The 19,637-nt window shown below is 42.0% G+C and carries 14 protein-coding genes; all 14 read left to right on the top strand.

Annotation, left to right across the window (positions count from 1 at the left end; translation table 11 throughout):
• Positions 1-233 precede the first annotated feature (233 nt).
• Positions 234-2,060, top strand: coding sequence for an APC family permease (locus EKM80_RS06865; RefSeq protein ID WP_125552374.1), 1,827 nt, complete (start codon positions 234-236; stop codon positions 2,058-2,060).
• A gap of 98 nt (positions 2,061-2,158) precedes the next feature.
• Entirely contained in the window at positions 2,159-2,962 is an 804-nt protein-coding gene (locus EKM80_RS06860) for a TIGR00282 family metallophosphoesterase (RefSeq protein ID WP_125552373.1), read from the top strand.
• A 9-nt stretch (positions 2,963-2,971) separates the two neighbouring features.
• Entirely contained in the window at positions 2,972-3,346 is a 375-nt protein-coding gene (locus tag EKM80_RS06855; RefSeq protein WP_125552372.1) for a YlbF family regulator, read from the top strand.
• Between the two features lie 58 nt (positions 3,347-3,404).
• Complete coding sequence (gene mutS / locus EKM80_RS06850; RefSeq protein WP_125552371.1) at positions 3,405-6,044, top strand: DNA mismatch repair protein MutS; 2,640 nt, start codon at positions 3,405-3,407, stop codon at positions 6,042-6,044.
• An 11-nt stretch (positions 6,045-6,055) separates the two neighbouring features.
• Entirely contained in the window at positions 6,056-7,999 is a 1,944-nt protein-coding gene (gene mutL / locus EKM80_RS06845; protein WP_125552370.1) for a DNA mismatch repair endonuclease MutL, read from the top strand.
• Positions 7,996-8,565: a Maf family protein gene (locus EKM80_RS06840; protein WP_125552369.1), complete on the top strand. Its 570-nt coding sequence runs from the start codon at positions 7,996-7,998 to the stop codon at positions 8,563-8,565. The genes mutL and EKM80_RS06840 overlap by 4 nt, the downstream gene beginning before the upstream one ends.
• A gap of 190 nt (positions 8,566-8,755) precedes the next feature.
• Positions 8,756-9,367: a Holliday junction branch migration protein RuvA gene (gene ruvA, locus EKM80_RS06835; RefSeq protein ID WP_125552368.1), complete on the top strand. Its 612-nt coding sequence runs from the start codon at positions 8,756-8,758 to the stop codon at positions 9,365-9,367.
• A gap of 18 nt (positions 9,368-9,385) precedes the next feature.
• Positions 9,386-10,399: a Holliday junction branch migration DNA helicase RuvB gene (ruvB, locus tag EKM80_RS06830; protein ID WP_125552367.1), complete on the top strand. Its 1,014-nt coding sequence runs from the start codon at positions 9,386-9,388 to the stop codon at positions 10,397-10,399.
• Between the two features lie 28 nt (positions 10,400-10,427).
• Positions 10,428-11,462, top strand: coding sequence for a tRNA preQ1(34) S-adenosylmethionine ribosyltransferase-isomerase QueA (gene queA, locus EKM80_RS06825; protein ID WP_125552366.1), 1,035 nt, complete (start codon positions 10,428-10,430; stop codon positions 11,460-11,462).
• A 404-nt stretch (positions 11,463-11,866) separates the two neighbouring features.
• A complete protein-coding gene (gene tgt / locus EKM80_RS06820; RefSeq protein ID WP_125552365.1) occupies positions 11,867-13,009 on the top strand; it encodes a tRNA guanosine(34) transglycosylase Tgt in 1,143 nt (380 codons plus the stop codon).
• A gap of 75 nt (positions 13,010-13,084) precedes the next feature.
• The gene (yajC, locus tag EKM80_RS06815; RefSeq protein WP_125552364.1) at positions 13,085-13,522 is read left to right on the top strand and encodes a preprotein translocase subunit YajC; all 438 of its coding nucleotides are present in this window, start codon (positions 13,085-13,087) and stop codon (positions 13,520-13,522) included.
• Between the two features lie 407 nt (positions 13,523-13,929).
• On the top strand, positions 13,930-16,551 hold the full coding sequence (gene adhE / locus EKM80_RS06810) for a bifunctional acetaldehyde-CoA/alcohol dehydrogenase (protein WP_125552387.1): 2,622 nt from the start codon (positions 13,930-13,932) through the stop codon (positions 16,549-16,551).
• A 194-nt stretch (positions 16,552-16,745) separates the two neighbouring features.
• Positions 16,746-18,248 (top strand): glucose-6-phosphate dehydrogenase, encoded by a 1,503-nt coding sequence (zwf, locus tag EKM80_RS06805; RefSeq protein WP_125552363.1) that lies wholly within the window; start codon positions 16,746-16,748, stop codon positions 18,246-18,248.
• A gap of 207 nt (positions 18,249-18,455) precedes the next feature.
• Positions 18,456-19,592 (top strand): DNA polymerase IV, encoded by a 1,137-nt coding sequence (dinB, locus tag EKM80_RS06800; protein ID WP_125552386.1) that lies wholly within the window; start codon positions 18,456-18,458, stop codon positions 19,590-19,592.
• The last annotated feature ends 45 nt before the right edge of the window (positions 19,593-19,637 follow it).

Below are 19,637 nucleotides of genomic sequence, written 5' to 3'. Positions count from 1 at the left end.
TTTTTAACATATTTTAGATTTGGGTAGAATCATCTGCATAAATGGCGTAGAATGACTTCTGTCGTAATAAAATTAAGAATAAAATGATTTGGAGTTGTGAGGATATACTAGCGTGCGGGGCAGGTTGATCTGGTTGATCTTTTGCCGCTGAACTAGTAAAAGTGTTGTTAGGTAGATGCTCATATTTTGGGTACAGTAACCTAGGCACTTGCTCACAAGAAGGAGTATTGATCATGCAGCATTTAAAGCGTTTCTTCATTGGAAAACCATTGAAATCTTCTGATGAAGGCGGCCAGCAGCTCGGTAAATTAAAGGCGTTGGCATTATTATCATCAGATGCTTTGTCATCAGTTGCTTACGGACCAGAACAAATTATAACAGCGTTAGTCGCATTATCAGCTGCGGCAATGTGGTTTTCATTGCCGATTGCTGCTTTTGTTTTAATCTTGTTGTTATCATTGATTCTATCTTATCGGCAAATTATTCATGCTTATCCACACGGGGGTGGCGCCTACATTGTTTCCAGTGAAAATCTAGGCATGTATCCTGGTCTAATCGCAGGGGGCTCCTTACTGGTCGATTATATGCTGACTGTTGCGGTTTCCGTATCATCAGGTACAGCAGCCATAACTTCAGCGATTCCCGCGTTATATGGTCATCAGGTGGGTATTGCGATCTTGATTGTTGTTTTGATCACCGCCATGAATTTACGTGGTTTACGTGATTCTGCTTCATTTTTGATGGTACCAGTTTATCTCTTTGTAATTATGCTTTCAATTATGATCATTACAGGTTTTGTAGAAATCGCCACTGGTGCCCGCGGATTTCATGCGACTTCACTAGCTGGCGCAGCAGTACCTGGTGTTACGGTTGGCTTGATTTTACGGGCATTTTCTTCCGGATCTTCTTCATTAACGGGGGTTGAAGCAATCAGTAATGCCGTGCCATTTTTCAAAAAGCCTAAAGCTAAAAATGCTGCTGAAACATTGGCAATTGTCGGCTTACTCTTAGGTTTCTTCTTTGCTGGGATTACTTTTTTAAGTTGGTATTTTGGCGTGTTACCACAGGCGAAAATAACGATCTTAGCACAACTTAGCCAGCATATCTTTGGTAAGGGGACTGTTTACTATATTCTACAATTCTCCACGGCTTTGATTTTAGCTTTAGCTGCGAATACTGGTTTCTCGGCGTTTCCAATCTTAGCCTATAATTTGGCGAAAGATAAATTTATGCCCCACATGTACATGGATCGGGGCGATCGTTTAGGTTATTCCAATGGGATTCTTACTTTGGCCCTAGGATCGATTGTTTTGATTTTCATCTTCAATGGTAGTACCGAGCGTTTAATTCCGTTATACGCTACTGGGGTGTTCGTACCGTTTACCTTGTCACAAAGTGGGATGATTCTTAAATGGTGGCATGAGCGTTCAAAAGGCTGGATTGGCCGCAGTATTGCTAACTTTACCGGCGCCTTGATTTCGTTTGCAATTTTCATTTTCTTGTTGATGTATCATTTAAATGGTGTTTGGCCTTACTTTATTATTATGCCAATCATGGTCTTTGTTTTTTACAAAATTCACGATCATTACAAGAAAGTGGCGGCGCAATTACGCTTAATTGAGCAGGTTAATTTTCATGATTACGATGGTAGTACAGTGATTGTCTTGGTTAGTAATGTCACCCAAGTGACCGCTGGCGCCTTGAATTATGCTCGTTCAATTGGTGACTATGTCATCGCGATGCACGTATCCATGGATGAAAATCCTAATAAGGAACATGAAACGGAATCAGAGTTCAAAGCTGATTTTCCGGATATTCGCTTTGTTGATATTCATTCTTCCTATCGTTCAATTGCGCGACCAGTTTTGCGGTTTGCGGATATTATTGCCAAAAACGCTAAGGAACGTAATTACACAACGACAATTTTGGTGCCACAATTTGTACCGAAGAAACCGTGGCAAAATATTTTGCATAACCAAACTAGCTTCCGCTTGCGGGCAGCTTTAGCAACACGTGAGAATATTATCTTAGCAACATATAGTTATCACCTAAAGAAGTAAAGTAAGGGTTGGTGTGGCCGAATGTCACAACAACCTTTTTGGGTTCAAACACTGAAAAATGGTACAATATAGCTAACTTTTTGGAAAAGAGGAGTCACATGCGGATTTTATTTGTTGGGGACGTTATGGGTTCACGTGGGCGTGATATGATCGCCACTTATTTACCACAATTGAAGGGTCACTATCGGCCACAAGTTACGATCGTTAATGGTGAAAATGCTGCTGGTGGTCGCGGCATCACCGGTAAAATCTACAAGGAATTTTTACAGGCAGGGGCCGACGTCATCACGATGGGCAACCATGTTTGGGATAATCGGGATATTTTTGATTTTGTTGATTCAGCGAAAAAATTAGTTCGACCAGCGAATTTTCCGGAGGCAACAACGCCAGGACTGGGTTATGTTTATGTGCAAGTTAACCAGTTAAAATTAGCGGTGATCAATATGCAAGGTAATGCGTTAATGACGCAATCGTTGGATAATCCATTTTATAAGGCCGATGAACTATTGGCCGAAATTCATCAACAAACGGATCTTATTTTCATGGATTTTCATGCTGAAACAACGGCGGAAAAGGAAGCTATTGCTTGGTATTTAGATGGTCAAGTGTCGGCAGTTGTCGGCACGCACACGCATGTACAAACTAGCGATGCGCGGATCTTGCCACAAGGGACAGCTTATTTAACTGATGCTGGGATGACCGGCGCATACGATGCAATTTTAGGCGTTAAACCAGCGAAAAGTATCGAGCGCTTTTTAACGCAATTACCAACCCGTTATGAAGTTAAGGAAGATGGCCGCGGTGTACTTGGTGGTTGCTGTATTGATATTGATGAAACCACTGGCCAAGCCAAAAAAATTGAACCGATTCTGATCAATGCTGATCATCCATTTGATGCTTGAGGTGAGAAAATGGCAAGTAAGTCACACTTAGATGAACAAACGCAGGCGGCATTGACGCAATTGTGCCAGTTGCTAAAAAATGATGAAACTGTGCACCGTTATCAAACAATTGAGCACCAAGTGAAGCATAATACAGCACTGAATCAGCTACAACAGGACTTGGAAACTGCGCAAAAGGCAATTGTCAATGATGATCATTATGAAAAGCCTAAAGCAGCAATTCAAGCAGCTAAGCAGGCTGATCAATTAAAGGCGGCCTTGGAACAAAATCCATTAACCGTAGCGTACCGGAGTGCTTTATTTGATGCTAACGCCACGTTAGAGATGGTTACTGACGAATTACAACGCCAAGTGGACCAATTAATTGAGCAAAAACAGTCGTAATAATACTCAATAAAACAAACTTAATTATGCATTGGAAGTAGAAAGGAAGAAGTGAATCGTGCCACAGAAAACTAAAGAAACACCGATGATGGCTCAATATAACGCAATCAAGAAAGACTATCCTGATGCGTTTTTATTTTACCGGATCGGTGATTTTTACGAGTTATTTTATGACGATGCAATCAAGGGGGCACAGATTCTTGAGCTAACCTTAACTGCACGCAATAAAAGTGCCACGGAACCGATTCCCATGTGTGGCGTGCCCCATCATGCGGCGCAAAACTACATTGATATTTTAGTCGATAAAGGTTATAAAGTTGCCATTTGTGAGCAGGTTGAAGATCCACGGACCGCGGTGGGGATGGTTAAGCGTGAAGTGATCCAGCTGGTTACGCCAGGGACGATCATGGAGCAAAAAGCGGCCACTGCTAAAAGTAATAACTATCTGACTGCTTTGATCGAAGTTAAAAAAGACGAATATGGCTTTGCCTACACCGATTTATCAACCGGTGAATTGAAAGTCAGTCGTTTAGCTGGTGCTGATGCGGTGATCAATGAAGTCATGAGCTTGCGCACCAAGGAGCTAGTCGCTAATCATGATGTGACACCACAAATTTTAACAAACTTAACTAAATTAGGTGTTTTGATTTCGTATCAGGATCAAGTTGATCCGCGGGCAGAATTATCTTTTGTGACGCAAGGGCTAACTGATTTAACTGAGGTCAAGGTAGTTGAACAGCTATTAATGTATTTGACGGTGACGCAGAAGCGTAGTTTAGCGCATTTACAAGTAGCGGAAGAGTACGAACCATCCCAATTTTTAAAGATGGATCATTACGCCAAAAATAATTTGGAGTTGACCACTTCGATTCGTACTGGGCAGCGCAGTGGGACCTTGTTATGGCTATTGGATGCTACTAAAACAGCCATGGGTGGCCGCTTATTGAAGCAATGGTTAGATCGGCCGTTGATCAATGGGACGGCGATCAAGCAACGCCAGGACAAAGTTGCTAGTTTAATGGATCACTTTTTCGAACGCTCTAGCTTACAAGATGAGTTGACTAAGGTTTATGATTTGGAACGGCTTGCTGGGCGAGTGGCGTTTGGCAATGTTAATGGTCGTGATCTGATCCAGTTGAAAACATCCTTATTGCAGATTCCTAAGTTAAAAGCAATTTTGACTGATATTAATGATGGAACTTTTGACGATGTTATTGATCATTTAGACCCAGTTAGTGATGTGGCGGATCTGATCGACCGTGCAATCAACGATGAACCTCCTTTATCGATCAAGGATGGTAATGTGATCAAAGCGCATTACAATCAACAATTAGACGATTACCGGGATGCCATGAAAAACGGCAAACAATGGATCGCTGAATTGCAGGCCAAGGAGCGCGCGGCTACTGGTATCCATACGCTTAAAATTGGCTTTAACCGCGTTTTTGGCTATTACATTGAAGTGACTAAGGCTAACTTAGCGGCGCTACCAGAGGACCGTTATGAGCGCAAACAAACGCTAACCAACGCTGAACGCTTCAGTACGCCAGAATTGAAGGAAAAAGAAACTTTAATTCTGGAAGCACAAGAAAAATCGACGGCGTTGGAATATGATTTATTTACTGCGGTTCGTGAACAGGTCAAGCAGCAAATTCATCGTTTACAAAGCTTGGCTAAAGGTGTGGCGGCGTTAGATGTGTTGCAAAGCTTTGCTGTGGTCAGTGAGACTTATCATTATGTGCGGCCAACTTTGACTAAAGCACATGATCTAAAAATCGTTGCTGGGCGTCATCCGGTAGTTGAAAAAGTACTTGGCGAACAGAAATACATTCCTAATGATGTGACAATGGATGCTGATAACACAATTCTGTTGATCACTGGACCGAATATGTCGGGGAAAAGCACTTATATGCGGCAGTTGGCGCTAACTGTGATCATGGCGCAAATTGGCTGTTTTATCCCAGCGACAAAAGCGACTTTACCGATTTTTGATCAAATTTTTACTCGAATTGGGGCCGCTGATGATTTAATTTCTGGCCAGAGTACGTTTATGGTGGAAATGATGGAGTCTAATGCGGCCTTAGCCCACGCCACTGAGAATAGTTTGATTTTATTTGATGAGATTGGCCGGGGCACCGCAACTTACGACGGGATGGCTTTGGCGCAAGCTATTATTGAGCATTTACATGATCACGTCCACGCTAAAACACTATTTTCAACGCATTATCATGAATTAACTGCTCTAGATACTGACTTACCGCATTTACGCAATGTCCATGTCGGGGCAGTGGAAGAAAATGGCACATTAGTCTTCTTGCATAAAATGATGGCCGGCGCCGCCGATAAGTCTTATGGGATTCATGTTGCTAAACTAGCTGGGTTACCAGACAGCTTATTGGCCCGGGCAACGACGATCTTGGCCGACTTGGAAACGCAAAGTAAGGCAGCAACTGTTGATTCACCAACTAGTGTGGCAGCGCCAGTGAGCCAAGTGGCCGAAGCGTCAGCAATTGAGGCGACACCACCGGTACCAGTTGCTGACGAAAGTGATGAGCAATTAGCATTATTTGATTATCAAGAAAGTAATATTTCTAAGGCTGAATTAAAAGTCTTAGATGAGTTGAAAGAGTTAAACTTAATGAGCATGACGCCAATGGATGTCATGAACACCTTGTATAAGTGGCAGAAGAAGTTGTAGGGGGTTAAGCCATGGCGAAAATTCATGAACTAGCGGAAGTGTTGGCTAATCAGATTGCCGCTGGTGAGGTGATCGAGCGGCCTGCTTCAGTGGTCAAAGAACTAGTTGAAAATGCGTTAGATGCACATAGTACACAAATTGATATTATTGTGGTTGAAGCTGGCTTGAAAAAAATTCAAATTACTGATAACGGCGATGGCATCGCAAATGAAGATGTGTTAAATGCCTTTAAACGACACGCTACTAGTAAAATTCATAGTCGCGCTGATCTATTTAAAGTGCGGACACTAGGTTTTCGTGGTGAAGCTTTACCGAGTATTGCCTCAGTCGCGGATATGGTGCTAGAAACATCGACTGGCGGCGCGGTTGGTCGGCGAGTGCATTTTCGTGGCGGCGAACTGATCGAAGAAAAGTCCAGTGCAGTACGTCAAGGAACAACCGTGACGGTCAGTGATCTGTTTTTCAATACCCCAGCACGCTTGAAGTACATCAAGTCACCAAATACTGAATTAGCTAATATCGGTGATATCGTCAACCGGTTAGCACTAAGTCATCCTGAAGTTGCTTTTTCACTTAGTCATGATGGTAATATATTGGTGCGCACAGCAGGTAACAGTCAATTGCAACAAACAATTGCTGGAATCTATGGTGTGACCAATGCTAAAAAAATGCTGGCGATCAGCGCAGAAGACCTCGATTATCGTCTGCAAGGGTTTATTTCTTTACCGGAGTTAACGCGCTCGTCGCGGCGCTACATCACTGTGATGATCAATGGCCGCTACATCAAAAATTTTCAGTTGAATAAAGCAATCATTGCTGGCTACGGCTCAAAATTAATGGTTGGTCGTTTTCCAGTAATCGTTCTAAATATTGATATGGATCCGCTGTTGGTTGACGTTAATGTGCACCCGGCCAAGCAAGAAGTGCGCTTAGGTAAGGAAGAAGAATTAGGCGAATTGATTCGTAAAACGATTTACGCGCGGATCGCCGGTGAAAATTTAATTCCCGATGCTAACGAAAATCTGCAGTCACGTAAAACTGCCAAGGCGGATCAGTTACAAATGGCGTTAAATGCAGCTAGTTCTAAATGGCCGCAAACTTATTCAGCCGCACCGGAAACTAGTACGGCAGCGATTAGCGATACCACGGCGCAAATTGCCGAACAATTAGCTAGTGCGCCAGCAGTTGCGACACCAGAAGTAGTCACCAACTTTGCTGATCAAGCTAAGTTAGTAGCGTGGGATGCTAAATATCAAAACGAACAAGTGGGGCCACCGCTGGGAACACCGGCAACAGCTGCAGTAACACCGCTAAAATCGGTAACAGAACCACCAGTTGAACGTTTCCCGCATTTAGATTATATCGGTCAAATGCACGGTACTTATTTACTAGCGCAAGGTGCTGATGGATTTTATATCATCGATCAGCATGCGGCGCAAGAGCGGGTCAACTATGAATATTATCGTCAAGAAATCGGTAAAGTTAGCGCAAATCAGCAGAATTTACTGGTGCCACTGGTATTAGATTATCCGGCTAGTGACGCACTTCGTTTGCGTGATAAAGCGGATCTATTGCAGCAATTAGGCTTGCAACTTGAGTCATTTGGTCAAAATAGTTTTGTTGTTCGCAGTCACCCAACTTGGTTTAAAGCTGGGCAAGAAGAGGACACGATTCGCGAAATGATCGATTATATTTTAAATGATCAGAAAATTAGTATCGCCAAATTTCGTGAGCAAACAGCGATTATGATGAGTTGTAAACGTGCAATCAAAGCTAATCATCATTTAGATGAGCAACAGGCTAAGGCATTATTACAACGTTTACCGGAGTGTGAAAATCCGTTCAATTGTCCTCATGGTCGGCCAGTGTTAGTGCACTTTAGCGGGAAAGACCTGGAAAAGATGTTTCGTCGAATTCAGGAAAGCCACACTAGCTTGCGAGGAGGGATGGCATGAGTTTAATTTTAGCTTCCAGTTCGCCGCGGCGCCAAGAATTATTGCAGCGGATCACCACTGATTTTATCAGTATCCCAGCACAAGTTTCTGAACATATTAATGAGCCGCTAGCTCCAGCCCAGCATGTACTAACATTAGCGGCGCGTAAAGGGAATACAGTGGCGGCGCAACGGCCGACTGACATAATTTTGAGTGCAGATACAGTGGTCAGTTTTCAGGAACAAATTTTTGGCAAACCCAAATCATTAGCGATAGCGCGGACAACGTTACAGTTGTTGCAGGGACAAACACACCAAGTTTATACCGCTGTTTGGTTAAAGCGGCCACAACAGCCGGCACAGCAACAAGTAGTACGCACCGACGTATCTTTTTTGCCGCTAACACCATATCAAATTGAACGTTACCTTGCTACTGGTGAATACAAAGATAAAGCTGGTGCCTACGGAATTCAAGGTTATGGCGGCCTATTGATCAAGTCTATTAACGGCGATTATTACAACGTGATGGGCTTACCAATTGCTGTGGTTAGTCAGCTATTAGCTGGTGATGATCTGTATTTGAATTAGTGATTAAATAAGTTTGAGCATCTTTTTGGTTCAAGCTTATTTTTGGTGCGCGGCTAGTTTTTGAAGTGGTATAATCTATTCTTGTTGAGTTGATTTACAGTTGGGGCAATTTTGCCGCCGCTAGTTACTGGTAGATATGGTACAATACGAACAGATGTACTCATTTGAAAGATTTGGAGTCGTGAATTGAATGTATGAATACTTAGTTGGTCATGTGACCTACGTGAGTCCGTTTTATATTGTGCTAGAAGTGGCTGGTGTAGGCTATAAATTGCAGTTAGCTAATCCGTTTCGTTTGCAGGTCTCGGAAACTGAGCTACAGCGGGTATATGTTTTTCAGGCTATTCGTGAAAATGATATGACCTTGTTTGGCTTTACCAGTCTGGCTGAAAAGCAATTATTTGAAAAGTTGATCAAAGTCTCTGGTATTGGTCCAAAATCAGCGTTGGCAATTTTGGCCAACAATGATCATGCCGGTTTGATCAATGCAATTCAAGGTGATGATATTGGTTATTTGACCAAGTTTCCCGGTGTCGGTAAGAAAACGGCGCAACAAATTACTTTGGACCTCAAGGGTAAGCTAGGTGATTTAGCGTCGGCGGATGCTTTAGTTGGGCAGCAACAAATTGATTTACCAGCTGATGAGCCCAATGATTACCTTAGCGAAAGTTTAGCGGCGCTACAAGCGCTGGGCTATAAAGAAACTGAAATCAAACGAATTCGACCAGCTTTAAAAGAATTTACAGCTGATAGCACGGATGCGTATTTAAGTGAAGCATTACGTCTATTGATGAAACGTTAAAACTGGAGGTGAGTGTTTATGGCAGATGATCGTGTGATTTCGCCTGAAACTACCGATGCCGGTGAGGAAGGCGTCGAAAAGTCGTTACGACCGCAATACTTACGTCAATACATTGGCCAAGATAAGGTAAAAAACGAATTACAAGTTTATATCACAGCGGCGCAAAAGCGAGAAGAATCCTTGGATCACGTGCTACTTTATGGGCCACCTGGTTTAGGTAAAACGACCTTAGCTATGGTGATTGCTAATGAGTTAAAAGTGAACATTCGCACCACCAGTGGGCCGGCAATTGAACGTCCGGGTGATTTAGTGGCAATTTTAAATGAGTTGCAGCCTGGGGATGTTTTATTTATTGATGAAATTCATCGTCTACCTAAAATCGTGGAAGAAATGCTGTATTCTGCCATGGAGGATTTTTTTGTCGATATTGTAATTGGCCAGGGACCAACTGCACATCCAGTTCATTTTCCGTTACCGCCATTTACTTTGATTGGCGCCACCACGCGTGCTGGCTTATTGTCAGCACCATTACGTGATCGTTTCGGGATCGTTGCACATATGGCGTATTATACCGAACAGGATTTAACTGAAATCGTCGAACGCTCGGCAACTATTTTTGATACAACGATTGTGACTGAGGGTGCGCATGAAATTGCGCGTCGTTCGCGTGGTACACCGCGGGTGGCCAATCGGTTGTTGAAGCGAATTCGTGATTTTGCACAAGTTGCAGAACAATCTGCAATTGATTTACCAATCGTCGAAAAGGCATTGGGCTTATTGCAGGTCGATGGGCGCGGATTGGATTATGTCGATCAAAAGCTATTGCGCGCTATGATCGACTTTTACGATGGTGGTCCAGTCGGGCTAAGCACAATTGCCGCTAATGTCGGTGAAGAAACTGATACCATTGAAGAAATGTACGAACCGTATCTATTACAAATTGGTTTTCTCAAACGTACACCGCGAGGGCGTGTTGTAACGCCGCAAGCGTATGCGCATTTAGGGATACCATTTAATAAAAAAGTAAACTAGTTTAATTGTGAAGGGAACCTGACAAATAATGGGATTATCGTTATCTGATTTTGATTATAATTTACCACATGAATTAATTGCGCAAACACCGCTTAAAGAACGTGATGCTTCACGGATGTTAGTGCTTGACCACGAAACCGGTGCTTTGCAGGATAAGCACTTTTATGACATTTTGGATGAATTACATGCTGGGGATGCTGTTGTGATGAACGATACGCGAGTTATGCCAGCACGCTTATATGGTGTTAAGCCTGATACTGGTGGCCACGAAGAAGTTTTACTGTTAAACAATACAGAAGGCGATAAATGGGAAACTTTGATGAAGCCAGCTCGGCGCGCTAAAGTGGGGACTGAAGTTGTTTTTGGTGATGGTCAGTTAACGGCCACAGTTACTGAAGAATTGGAACATGGCGGTCGGATGATCGAATTCCATTATGACGGTATTTTTATGGAGATTTTGGAACAATTAGGCGAAACCCCATTACCACCTTATATCAAAGCCAAATTAGACGATCCAGAAATGTATCAAACCGTTTACGCCAAAGAAAATGGTTCAGCGGCAGCACCAACTGCCGGTCTACATTGGACAAAAGAATTATTGGCTAAGGCTGAAGCTAAAGGGGTTAAATTGGTTTATTTAACCTTACACGTTGGGCTAGGAACCTTCCGGCCAGTGGATGAAGATGATATTGATGATCACAAAATGCACAGTGAATTCTATCGTTTAACACCAGAAGCAGCTGATGAGTTAAACGAAGTACGTAAAAATGGCGGTCGTATTATTGCAACTGGGACCACCTCGATTCGTACGTTGGAAACTATTGGTACAAAATTTGACGGTGAAATTAAGCCAGACAGTGGCTGGACTGATATTTTCATTAAACCTGGTTATCAATGGCGTGTGGTCAATGCTTTCATTACTAATTTCCATTTACCAAAATCAACTTTAGTGATGTTAGTTGCTGCTTTTACCGGACGCGATAATATTTTGAATGCCTATCAACACGCAATTGACGAACGCTATCGTTTCTTTAGCTTCGGCGATGCAATGTTTATTAAATAATAAAAAGGCGCTGAACAATTAAGCTCAGCGCTTTTTTATGTGGTGCGAACTCACATAAGATTTTGTTTAACGTAATTAAATTACGCGGGGTGATACAAAAACCGTTACGCAATTGGAAAATTAAATCTAGCGAACTTCAAACACGCGAAAGCATCACAAGCTAATGGAGAAATACTAAATAATCATTTATTCGAAAGTAGGATATAGATTTTATAAAGCGATAACGTTGAAACTTACGTAAGTTTCACACCACACTTGCATTTTACCACATCTGCTAAGCGCTTACAAAAAATAGTGTACTAAGAGGTCGGACAGTTCACTTGCGCTTTTAGCCGAGCATGTTAAAATATGACAGTTGTCTTTAAAAAATGGATCAGTAAATAAACGTGAATAAGGAGCTTTTTATGGAACCTGCAATTAAATATCACTTGATCAAAAAAGAGAAGCATACTGGCGCGCGCTTAGGTGAAATCATCACGCCACACGGGACTTTCCCTACGCCAATGTTTATGCCAGTTGGCACTAACGCTTCAGTTAAAACAATGGCACCAGAGGAATTGGATAAGATGGGTGCCAATATTATCCTAGCCAACACCTATCATATGTGGTTACGGCCCGGCGAGGAAATCGTTAAGGAAGCTGGCGGTTTGCACAAATTTATGAACTGGGATAAGGGCGTTTTAACTGATTCTGGGGGCTTCCAAGTTTTTTCATTAGCCAAAATGCGTGATATTACTGAAGAAGGCGTCCATTTTAAAAACCATTTAAATGGCGCAAAGATGTTTTTATCTCCGGAAAAAGCGATGCAAATCGAAAATGATCTTGGCCCTGATATTATGATGAGCTTAGACGAATGTCCACCATTTTTTGAAAGTTATGACTACGTAAAAAAATCAGTTGCGCGTACTAGCCGCTGGGCAGAACGTGGACTCAAGGCTCACCGTAATCCAGCAACACAAGGCTTATTTGGTATTGTGCAGGGGGCTGGGTTCAAGGATCTACGTGAACAAAGTGCCCGTGATTTGGTTAGTCTTGATTTTCCTGGCTATTCGATCGGTGGCTTATCCGTAGGTGAATCCAAGGCAGAAATGAACCACGTGCTGGATTTCACCACACCGTTGCTGCCGGAGAATAAGCCACGGTATCTAATGGGTGTTGGTTCAGCAGATGCGCTGATCGATGGTGCGATTCGCGGTATTGATATGTTTGATTGTGTTTTACCGACCCGAATTGCGCGTAATGGGACAGTAATGACCAGCCATGGTCGCTTAGTGGTTAAAAACGCTAAATACGCCCATGATTTTGGTCCGTTAGACGATAATTGTGACTGCTATGCTTGCCGTAATTATAGTCGCGCTTATATTCGCCATTTGATCAAAGCCGATGAGATCTTCGGTATTCATTTGACCAGTTATCATAATTTGTATTTCTTACTACATTTGATGCAACAAGTCCGTCAGGCGATTATGGACGATAACTTATTAGAATTTCGTGAAGCTTTCTTTGAAAGTTATGGTTTTAATCAAAAAAATGCGCGTAATTTTTAGTTTTTGCTGGAAGTCTTATAATAAGTCTGGTACGCTTGTAGGGTAGTTTATATTAATGATTGAGGTGTCTATTTGATGAGTGATTTTGTATTAGCCGCTGCAGGTGGTAGTGGTCTAACTTCGATTTTAATGATTGTTGTTTTGTTTGCTTTGATGTATTTTATGATGATTCGCCCACAACGTAAAGCCCAAGAGAAGAAAAAAGAAATGATGGGTGGCATGGATAAGGGTGATGCCATTGTTACTATTGGTGGTTTACACGGTGTGATCAACAGTATCGACAAGCAAGCCCAAACGGTTGAACTCGATATCGAAGGGGTTTATCTTACTTTTGACCTGCGCGCAATTGGCCGGGTGGATAAGAAAAGTACAACACCAGTAGCACCAACTAGTAATGACAGTGATGCCAATACTGATACTGGCGTTGAATCAGCTGAAGATGCTAACCATATCGCTGATAGCGATAAGACTGCTACTGACGAGAAGCCAGCTGACGATAAGACTGAAAAATAAAGTTTGACTAAGCGTACGGACAATTAAGTTCGGCGTTTTTTTTTACATAATTTTACTGAGTATTCAACTGCCAATGACGCCGCTTTCATGGTATGCTGGTTGTACGTCGTTTATTAAGACTACTCATTTTTTAAAATCATTAAAATAAGGAGGTAATTAGTTCAAAGCGCTGGTCTTGTTGTTTGATTTTTCAAGTTACATCGTCCATTGTTATTAAATTCACAAAAAGTTTTCATGCAAAATATGTGTTGTTTTCAGGAAAGGCCATAATCGGCGTTTGTGAAAGCGCTTAACGGAGACTTTTTTTAAAATAATAAAAACACTTTACAAATTTTTTGTTTCGTAGTACTATTACCTTGTGAAATAAATAACAACTAAATTAAACCTGAGAAATGGAGTAATACATGATGCTAAAACAAACAAAAAGCGAGAACAAAGTCGAAGATAAAGGTATTTCCGTTGAACAAGTTATTGATGGTTTAGTTAAAAAATCGCAAAAGGCACTAGCAACTATGTCTACTTTTACACAAGAAAAGGTAGATGCGATTGGTGAAGCAATGGCGCTTGCTGCCCTAGATCACCATATGGAATTAGCCAAAATGGCTGTCGATGAAACTCATCGTGGGATCGTCGAGGATAAAGCAATAAAAAATATTTACGCGAGTGAATATGTTTGGAATAGTATTCGCCACGATAAAACCGTCGGCATCATTGATGACGATGATGAAGAACAAATTATTAAAATTGCTGAACCTTTAGGTGTTATTGCTGGGGTAACGCCAGTAACAAACCCAACTTCAACGGTTGTCTTCAAATCATTGATTTCATTAAAAGGTCGCAATACGATTATCTTTGGTTTCCATCCCCAAGCACAAAAATCCTGTGTTCGTACAGCGCAAATTCTGTTGGATGCGGCAATTAGTGCTGGTGCCCCTGCCGATTGTATTCAATGGATCGCTGACCCAAGTATTGAAGCGACTGGTGCTTTAATGCATCATCCTGATATAGCGACTATCTTAGCTACTGGTGGACCAGGCATGGTCAAAGCCGCTTATTCCAGTGGTAATCCTGCCTTGGGTGTTGGTCCTGGTAATGGGCCAGCCTACATTGAAAAAACGGCGGACATTAAGCAAGCAGTTAACGATATCGTATTATCAAAGACATTTGATAACGGGATGGTTTGTGCCTCCGAAAACAGTGCAATCGTGGATCAAGAAATTTACGCTGAAGTTAAGGCTGAACTGAAGTATTGGAATTGTTACTTTGTTAAACCAACTGAATTGAAGGCTTTAGGGGACGCAATGTTTGATGCTAAACGTGGCGGCGTTAAAGGACCGATCGCCGGCAAGTCAGCTTACGATATTGCTAAACTAGCTGGTATTGAGGTGGCAAAAGATACCAAGGTATTGATTGCTGAAATTGATGGTGTTGGGCCCAAATACCCACTATCACGTGAAAAGTTATCGCCAGTCTTGTCTTTGTATAAAGCGCAAAATCATGAAGATGCATTTGCACGAGCTAAAGCCTTGCTTGAGTTTGGTGGCTTAGGCCATACCGCATCAATTCACACACGTGATGAAGACTTAGTTAAAAAGTTTGGCATGGACATGTTAGCTTGCCGGATCTTGGTCAACTCACCATCTGCTTTAGGTGGGATTGGTAATATTTACAACAATATGGCCCCATCCCTAACTTTAGGGACTGGCTCATACGGCAAAAACTCCATTTCGCATAATGTTTCTGATATGGATATGATCAATATTAAAACGGTCGCTAAACGCCGTAATAATATGCAGTGGGTCAAGCTACCCCCAAAAGTTTACTTCGAACGCAATTCAGTGCGTTACTTGGAGCACATGGAAGGCATTAAGCGGGTTTTCCTAGTCTGTGATCCTGGGATGGTTGAATTTGGCTATTCTGATCGCGTGTTGGATGTTTTACGCAAACGTCCTAATCAAGTTGAAATCGATATTTTCTCGGATGTTGAACCTAACCCATCAACTGATACAGTTTACAAAGGGGTTGCACGAATGGATGCCTTCAAGCCAGATACAATCATCGCTTTAGGTGGTGGCTCTGCGATGGATGCTGGGAAGTTCATGTGGTTGATGTATGAACATCCAGAAACTTCTTTCTTCGGTGCTAAACAGAAATTCTTGGATATCCGCAAACGGACTTACCGGGTACCTGTACCGAATAAAGCGAAGTATATTGGGATTCCAACAACTTCTGGGACTGGTTCTGAGGTGACACCATACGCCGTTATTACCGATTCTAAGACACACGTCAAATATCCAATCACTGACTACGCAATGCAACCAGATATTGCTATTGTTGATTCACAATTTGTTGAAACGGTACCAAAGCGTACGACCGCTTGGACTGGCTTAGACGCTATCACCCATGCAACTGAGGCTTATGTTTCCGTAATGTCATCTGACTACACGCGTGGTTGGGCCCTACAATCCTTGAAGCTAGCCTTCAATAATTTGAAAGCTTCTTATGACGGCAACAAGGAAGCTCGGCAAAAAATGCACGATGCTGCAACTATGGCCGGGATGGCTTTTGCCAGTGCTTACCTAGGAATCAATCACTCGATTGCCCACAAACTCGGTGGTGAGTTTAACTTACCACACGGACTGGCCATTGCTATCACTTATCCCCAAGTTGTTCGCTACAATGCGACCGTTCCAACCAAAATTGCAATGTGGCCTAAGTATTCACACTTCACGGCTTTACAAGATTATGCGGACATTGCGCGTTTCCTTGGCTTAAAAGGAAATACGGACGAAGAATTGAAGGAAGCCTTAGTTCAAGCTTTCATCGATTTAGCACATTCAGTTGATGTTACTTTGAGCTTGAAAGCTAACAAAGTTGAAAAATCACACTTTGATCATACTGTTGATAAGTTAGCTGAATTAGCTTTTGAAGATCAATGTACCCCAGCTAACCCTAAGGAACCATTGATCAGCGAATTGAAAGAGATTTTGATCCGTGAATATGACGGTAAAGGTGTTGAAACTGATTAACCATGAAAAGTAGCCGATTATCGGCTACTTTTTTTGTGTAAAAATTTTTCAGCTACTTGGCTTGCTGTTGGCGAAATGAATGGGTACAATTAGGAAGTATTTTAAAATAATATTATTTAGTTTTAATAATTGAATGTGAAAAAATTGTTTTTTGCGATACGCTAGTATAAAAAATAACGGAAGTGGTGTCAGGCATGCAAAACGAGAAAGTAGCTTTATTTATCATTTTTGGTGGCTCCGGCGATTTAGCCCGGCGAAAATTATATCCGTCGTTATTCCGGCTTTATCAGAAGGGCTATTTAGACCAACATTTTGCGGTAATTGGCACTGCACGGCGGCCTTGGACTGATGAACATTATCATCAAATCGTGACCGATTCTTTAAGTGATTTACAGGCAACTGATGAACAAGTAGCTGCTTTTGCGAGTCATTTTTATTATCAATCACATGATGTCACTAACGCCGAACACTATGTTGTGCTGGAAAACTTAGCTCAAAAATTGGACCAGAAGTATGATCTACAAAATAATCGACTTTATTATATGGCAATGTCACCCAATTTCTTTGGCACGATTGCGAAGCACTTAAAGTCGGAACATATTCTAACTGAAAATGGTTTTAATCGTTTGATTATTGAAAAACCATTTGGGCATGATTACCGAAGTGCTGAAGATTTGAACGAACAAATTCGGGCATCGTTTGCTGAAAATCAGATTTATCGGATTGACCATTACTTAGGTAAAGAAATGGTACAAAATATTTCAGCAATTCGTTTTGGTAATAATATTATTGAATCGTTGTGGAATAATCGGTACATCGATAACATCCAAATTACCTTAAGTGAAGCATTAGGGGTTGAAGAGCGCGCTGGTTATTATGAAACAGCAGGGGCAATGCGCGATATGGTGCAGAACCATATTTCACAAATTGCGACGTTGTTAGCAATGGAACCACCAGTTTCATTTTCAGCTACTGATATCCGCCATGAAAAAATCAAGGTGTTGCGCAGTTTGCACATTGATACACCAGAAGAAGCACGGCGCAATTTTGTTCGTGGTCAATATGGCGCATCTACGGTTGATGGCACTTATTTAGAGGGCTATCGTGAAGCAGAACAGGTGGCACCTGATTCTAATGTTGAAACGTTTGTTGCTGGTAAAATGGAATTTGAAAACTATCGTTGGGCCGGTGTACCTTTTTATGTGCGCACTGGTAAACGTTTGGCGAAAAAAGCGACGCGGGTCGATGTTGTATTCAAGCAATTACCAATGAATATTTTCAATACCGTTAGTGATGGTGATAAGCTAGGCGATAATGTACTGACGATTTATGTTGAGCCAACGGAAGGTTTTGGCTTGCGCGTTAATGCTAAACGCTTAGGTCAAGGCTTTGCTACACGCCCAGTTGATCTTGATTTCCGGCATAGCGCAGCAGCAGCTGGCAATAGTCCAGAGGCTTATGAACGTTTGTTGCTAGATGCTTTAAATGGCGATTCAACGAACTTCACGCATTGGGATGAATTATCGCAAACTTGGAAATTCGCGGATGTCATCGAAAAAGTTTGGGCAGAAACCAAACCAACTGATTTTCCAAACTATCTCAGTGGTTCAATGGGTCCTAAGGCTGCTGATGAATTATTGGCGCGTGATGGTCGTCATTGGATTTTTGGCCCAGCACAAGCAACACCAGAAGAATAGGGAGCGCTTGAACGGGTTGCGGGTTACAATGAAACTTAAATTGGCTTAAATAAAACTCATCCAGAATTAACTGAAAAATTAATTCTTGGATGGGCTTTTTGCGTCGTTCAGGTAGATTAGAAACTTCAATCAGTGTTCAATTAGTTAAAATTTACTGTATTGCGGTACAATATTCAGTAGCGTAAAGCCACAAAGGAGGGCGGTATGATGGCAACAACTGGTATTTTACAGATTCCCTTAACTAATGATCTATCACGGAAAATCATTCATGTTGACATGGATGCTTTTTATGCATCGATCGAGGAACGGGAACATCCTGAATTTGTAGGTAAACCCTTGATTATTGCTAGAAACCCTAGCGATAATGGCGGTAAAGGTGTGGTGACAACGGCCAATTATACCGCACGGCAATTTGGCGTGCACTCAGCTATGGCGGCACAAAAAGCGTTAGAATTATGCCCTAAAGCAATTTTTAAACAGCCAGATTTTACACTATACCGTAGCGTCTCTGAACAAGTGCATACGGTTTTTAAACAATATACAGATATCATTGAATACGTAGCCTTAGATGAAGCTTATTTGGATGTGACGGCTAATAAGGCTGATTTAGCTAGTGCAGTGTTATTGGCACGCAAGATTCAAACAGAAATTAAACAAGTCACGCAACTCACTAGTTCGACTGGCGTGTCTTATAATAAATTTTTAGCAAAAATGGCTTCTAATTATCGCAAACCAGCTGGAACTACGGTGATCATGCCAGAACAGGCATTAACTTTTTTACAGGATCTACCAATTGAAAAGTTCCACGGCGTCGGTAAAAAGACAGTTCCTAAGTTACATGAGCTGGATATCTATACTGGTGCCGATCTGCAACAATTGACGGAGTTTGACTTGATCCAACGTTTTGGTAAGATGGGTGATCAACTTTACCACCATGTACACGGTGTTGACCTACGACCAGTGGAATACCAGCGGCAACGTAAATCAGTGGGTCGTGAAGAAACTTTTGGTCAGCCTTTGACCAGTGAAACTCAAGTTGAAACTGAATTGCGCGGTTTGGCCCGTGGCGTAGCAAAAAACTTGGCTAAAACGCAGAAGCACGGAAAAACAATTGTACTAAAATGGCGTAATCGTGATTTTGAAACAACGACTAAGCGGCTGACATTAAATGACTATGTTGCAACGGAGTCGACGATTGCTTTTTACGCCCAGCAGTTATGGGATGAAAGTGGTAGTTTGGCTAAAGGTGTACGCTTGTTGGGGATCACAGTGACAACCTTGGATCCATTGACGTTTGAAGAAATTAGTTTACCGTTATTTGAACGTTTACAGCAAAAAGAGTAACCCACGGTAACTTTGTAATTTAGTGTAAAAACCGGTATACTTGAG

Source organism: Loigolactobacillus jiayinensis, from assembly GCF_003946445.1.
Lineage (GTDB): Bacteria > Bacillota > Bacilli > Lactobacillales > Lactobacillaceae > Loigolactobacillus > Loigolactobacillus jiayinensis.
Note: the sequence above shows the minus strand (reverse complement) of the source record. Positions and strands in the feature narration are given on the sequence as shown.

What these genes read in the sequence shown, in the direction of transcription:
- ruvA (WP_125552368.1), top strand. Translation starts at nt 8,756, where the DNA reads ATGTATGAATACTTAGTTGGTCATGTGACCTACGTGAGTCCGTTTTAT.
- zwf (WP_125552363.1), top strand. Translation starts at nt 16,746, where the DNA reads ATGCAAAACGAGAAAGTAGCTTTATTTATCATTTTTGGTGGCTCCGGC.
- EKM80_RS06860 (WP_125552373.1), top strand. Translation starts at nt 2,159, where the DNA reads ATGCGGATTTTATTTGTTGGGGACGTTATGGGTTCACGTGGGCGTGAT.
- tgt (WP_125552365.1), top strand. Translation starts at nt 11,867, where the DNA reads ATGGAACCTGCAATTAAATATCACTTGATCAAAAAAGAGAAGCATACT.
- adhE (WP_125552387.1), top strand. Translation starts at nt 13,930, where the DNA reads ATGCTAAAACAAACAAAAAGCGAGAACAAAGTCGAAGATAAAGGTATT.
- queA (WP_125552366.1), top strand. Translation starts at nt 10,428, where the DNA reads ATGGGATTATCGTTATCTGATTTTGATTATAATTTACCACATGAATTA.
- ruvB (WP_125552367.1), top strand. Translation starts at nt 9,386, where the DNA reads ATGGCAGATGATCGTGTGATTTCGCCTGAAACTACCGATGCCGGTGAG.
- mutL (WP_125552370.1), top strand. Translation starts at nt 6,056, where the DNA reads ATGGCGAAAATTCATGAACTAGCGGAAGTGTTGGCTAATCAGATTGCC.
- EKM80_RS06855 (WP_125552372.1), top strand. Translation starts at nt 2,972, where the DNA reads ATGGCAAGTAAGTCACACTTAGATGAACAAACGCAGGCGGCATTGACG.
- EKM80_RS06865 (WP_125552374.1), top strand. Translation starts at nt 234, where the DNA reads ATGCAGCATTTAAAGCGTTTCTTCATTGGAAAACCATTGAAATCTTCT.
- EKM80_RS06840 (WP_125552369.1), top strand. Translation starts at nt 7,996, where the DNA reads ATGAGTTTAATTTTAGCTTCCAGTTCGCCGCGGCGCCAAGAATTATTG.
- yajC (WP_125552364.1), top strand. Translation starts at nt 13,085, where the DNA reads ATGAGTGATTTTGTATTAGCCGCTGCAGGTGGTAGTGGTCTAACTTCG.
- dinB (WP_125552386.1), top strand. Translation starts at nt 18,456, where the DNA reads ATGGCAACAACTGGTATTTTACAGATTCCCTTAACTAATGATCTATCA.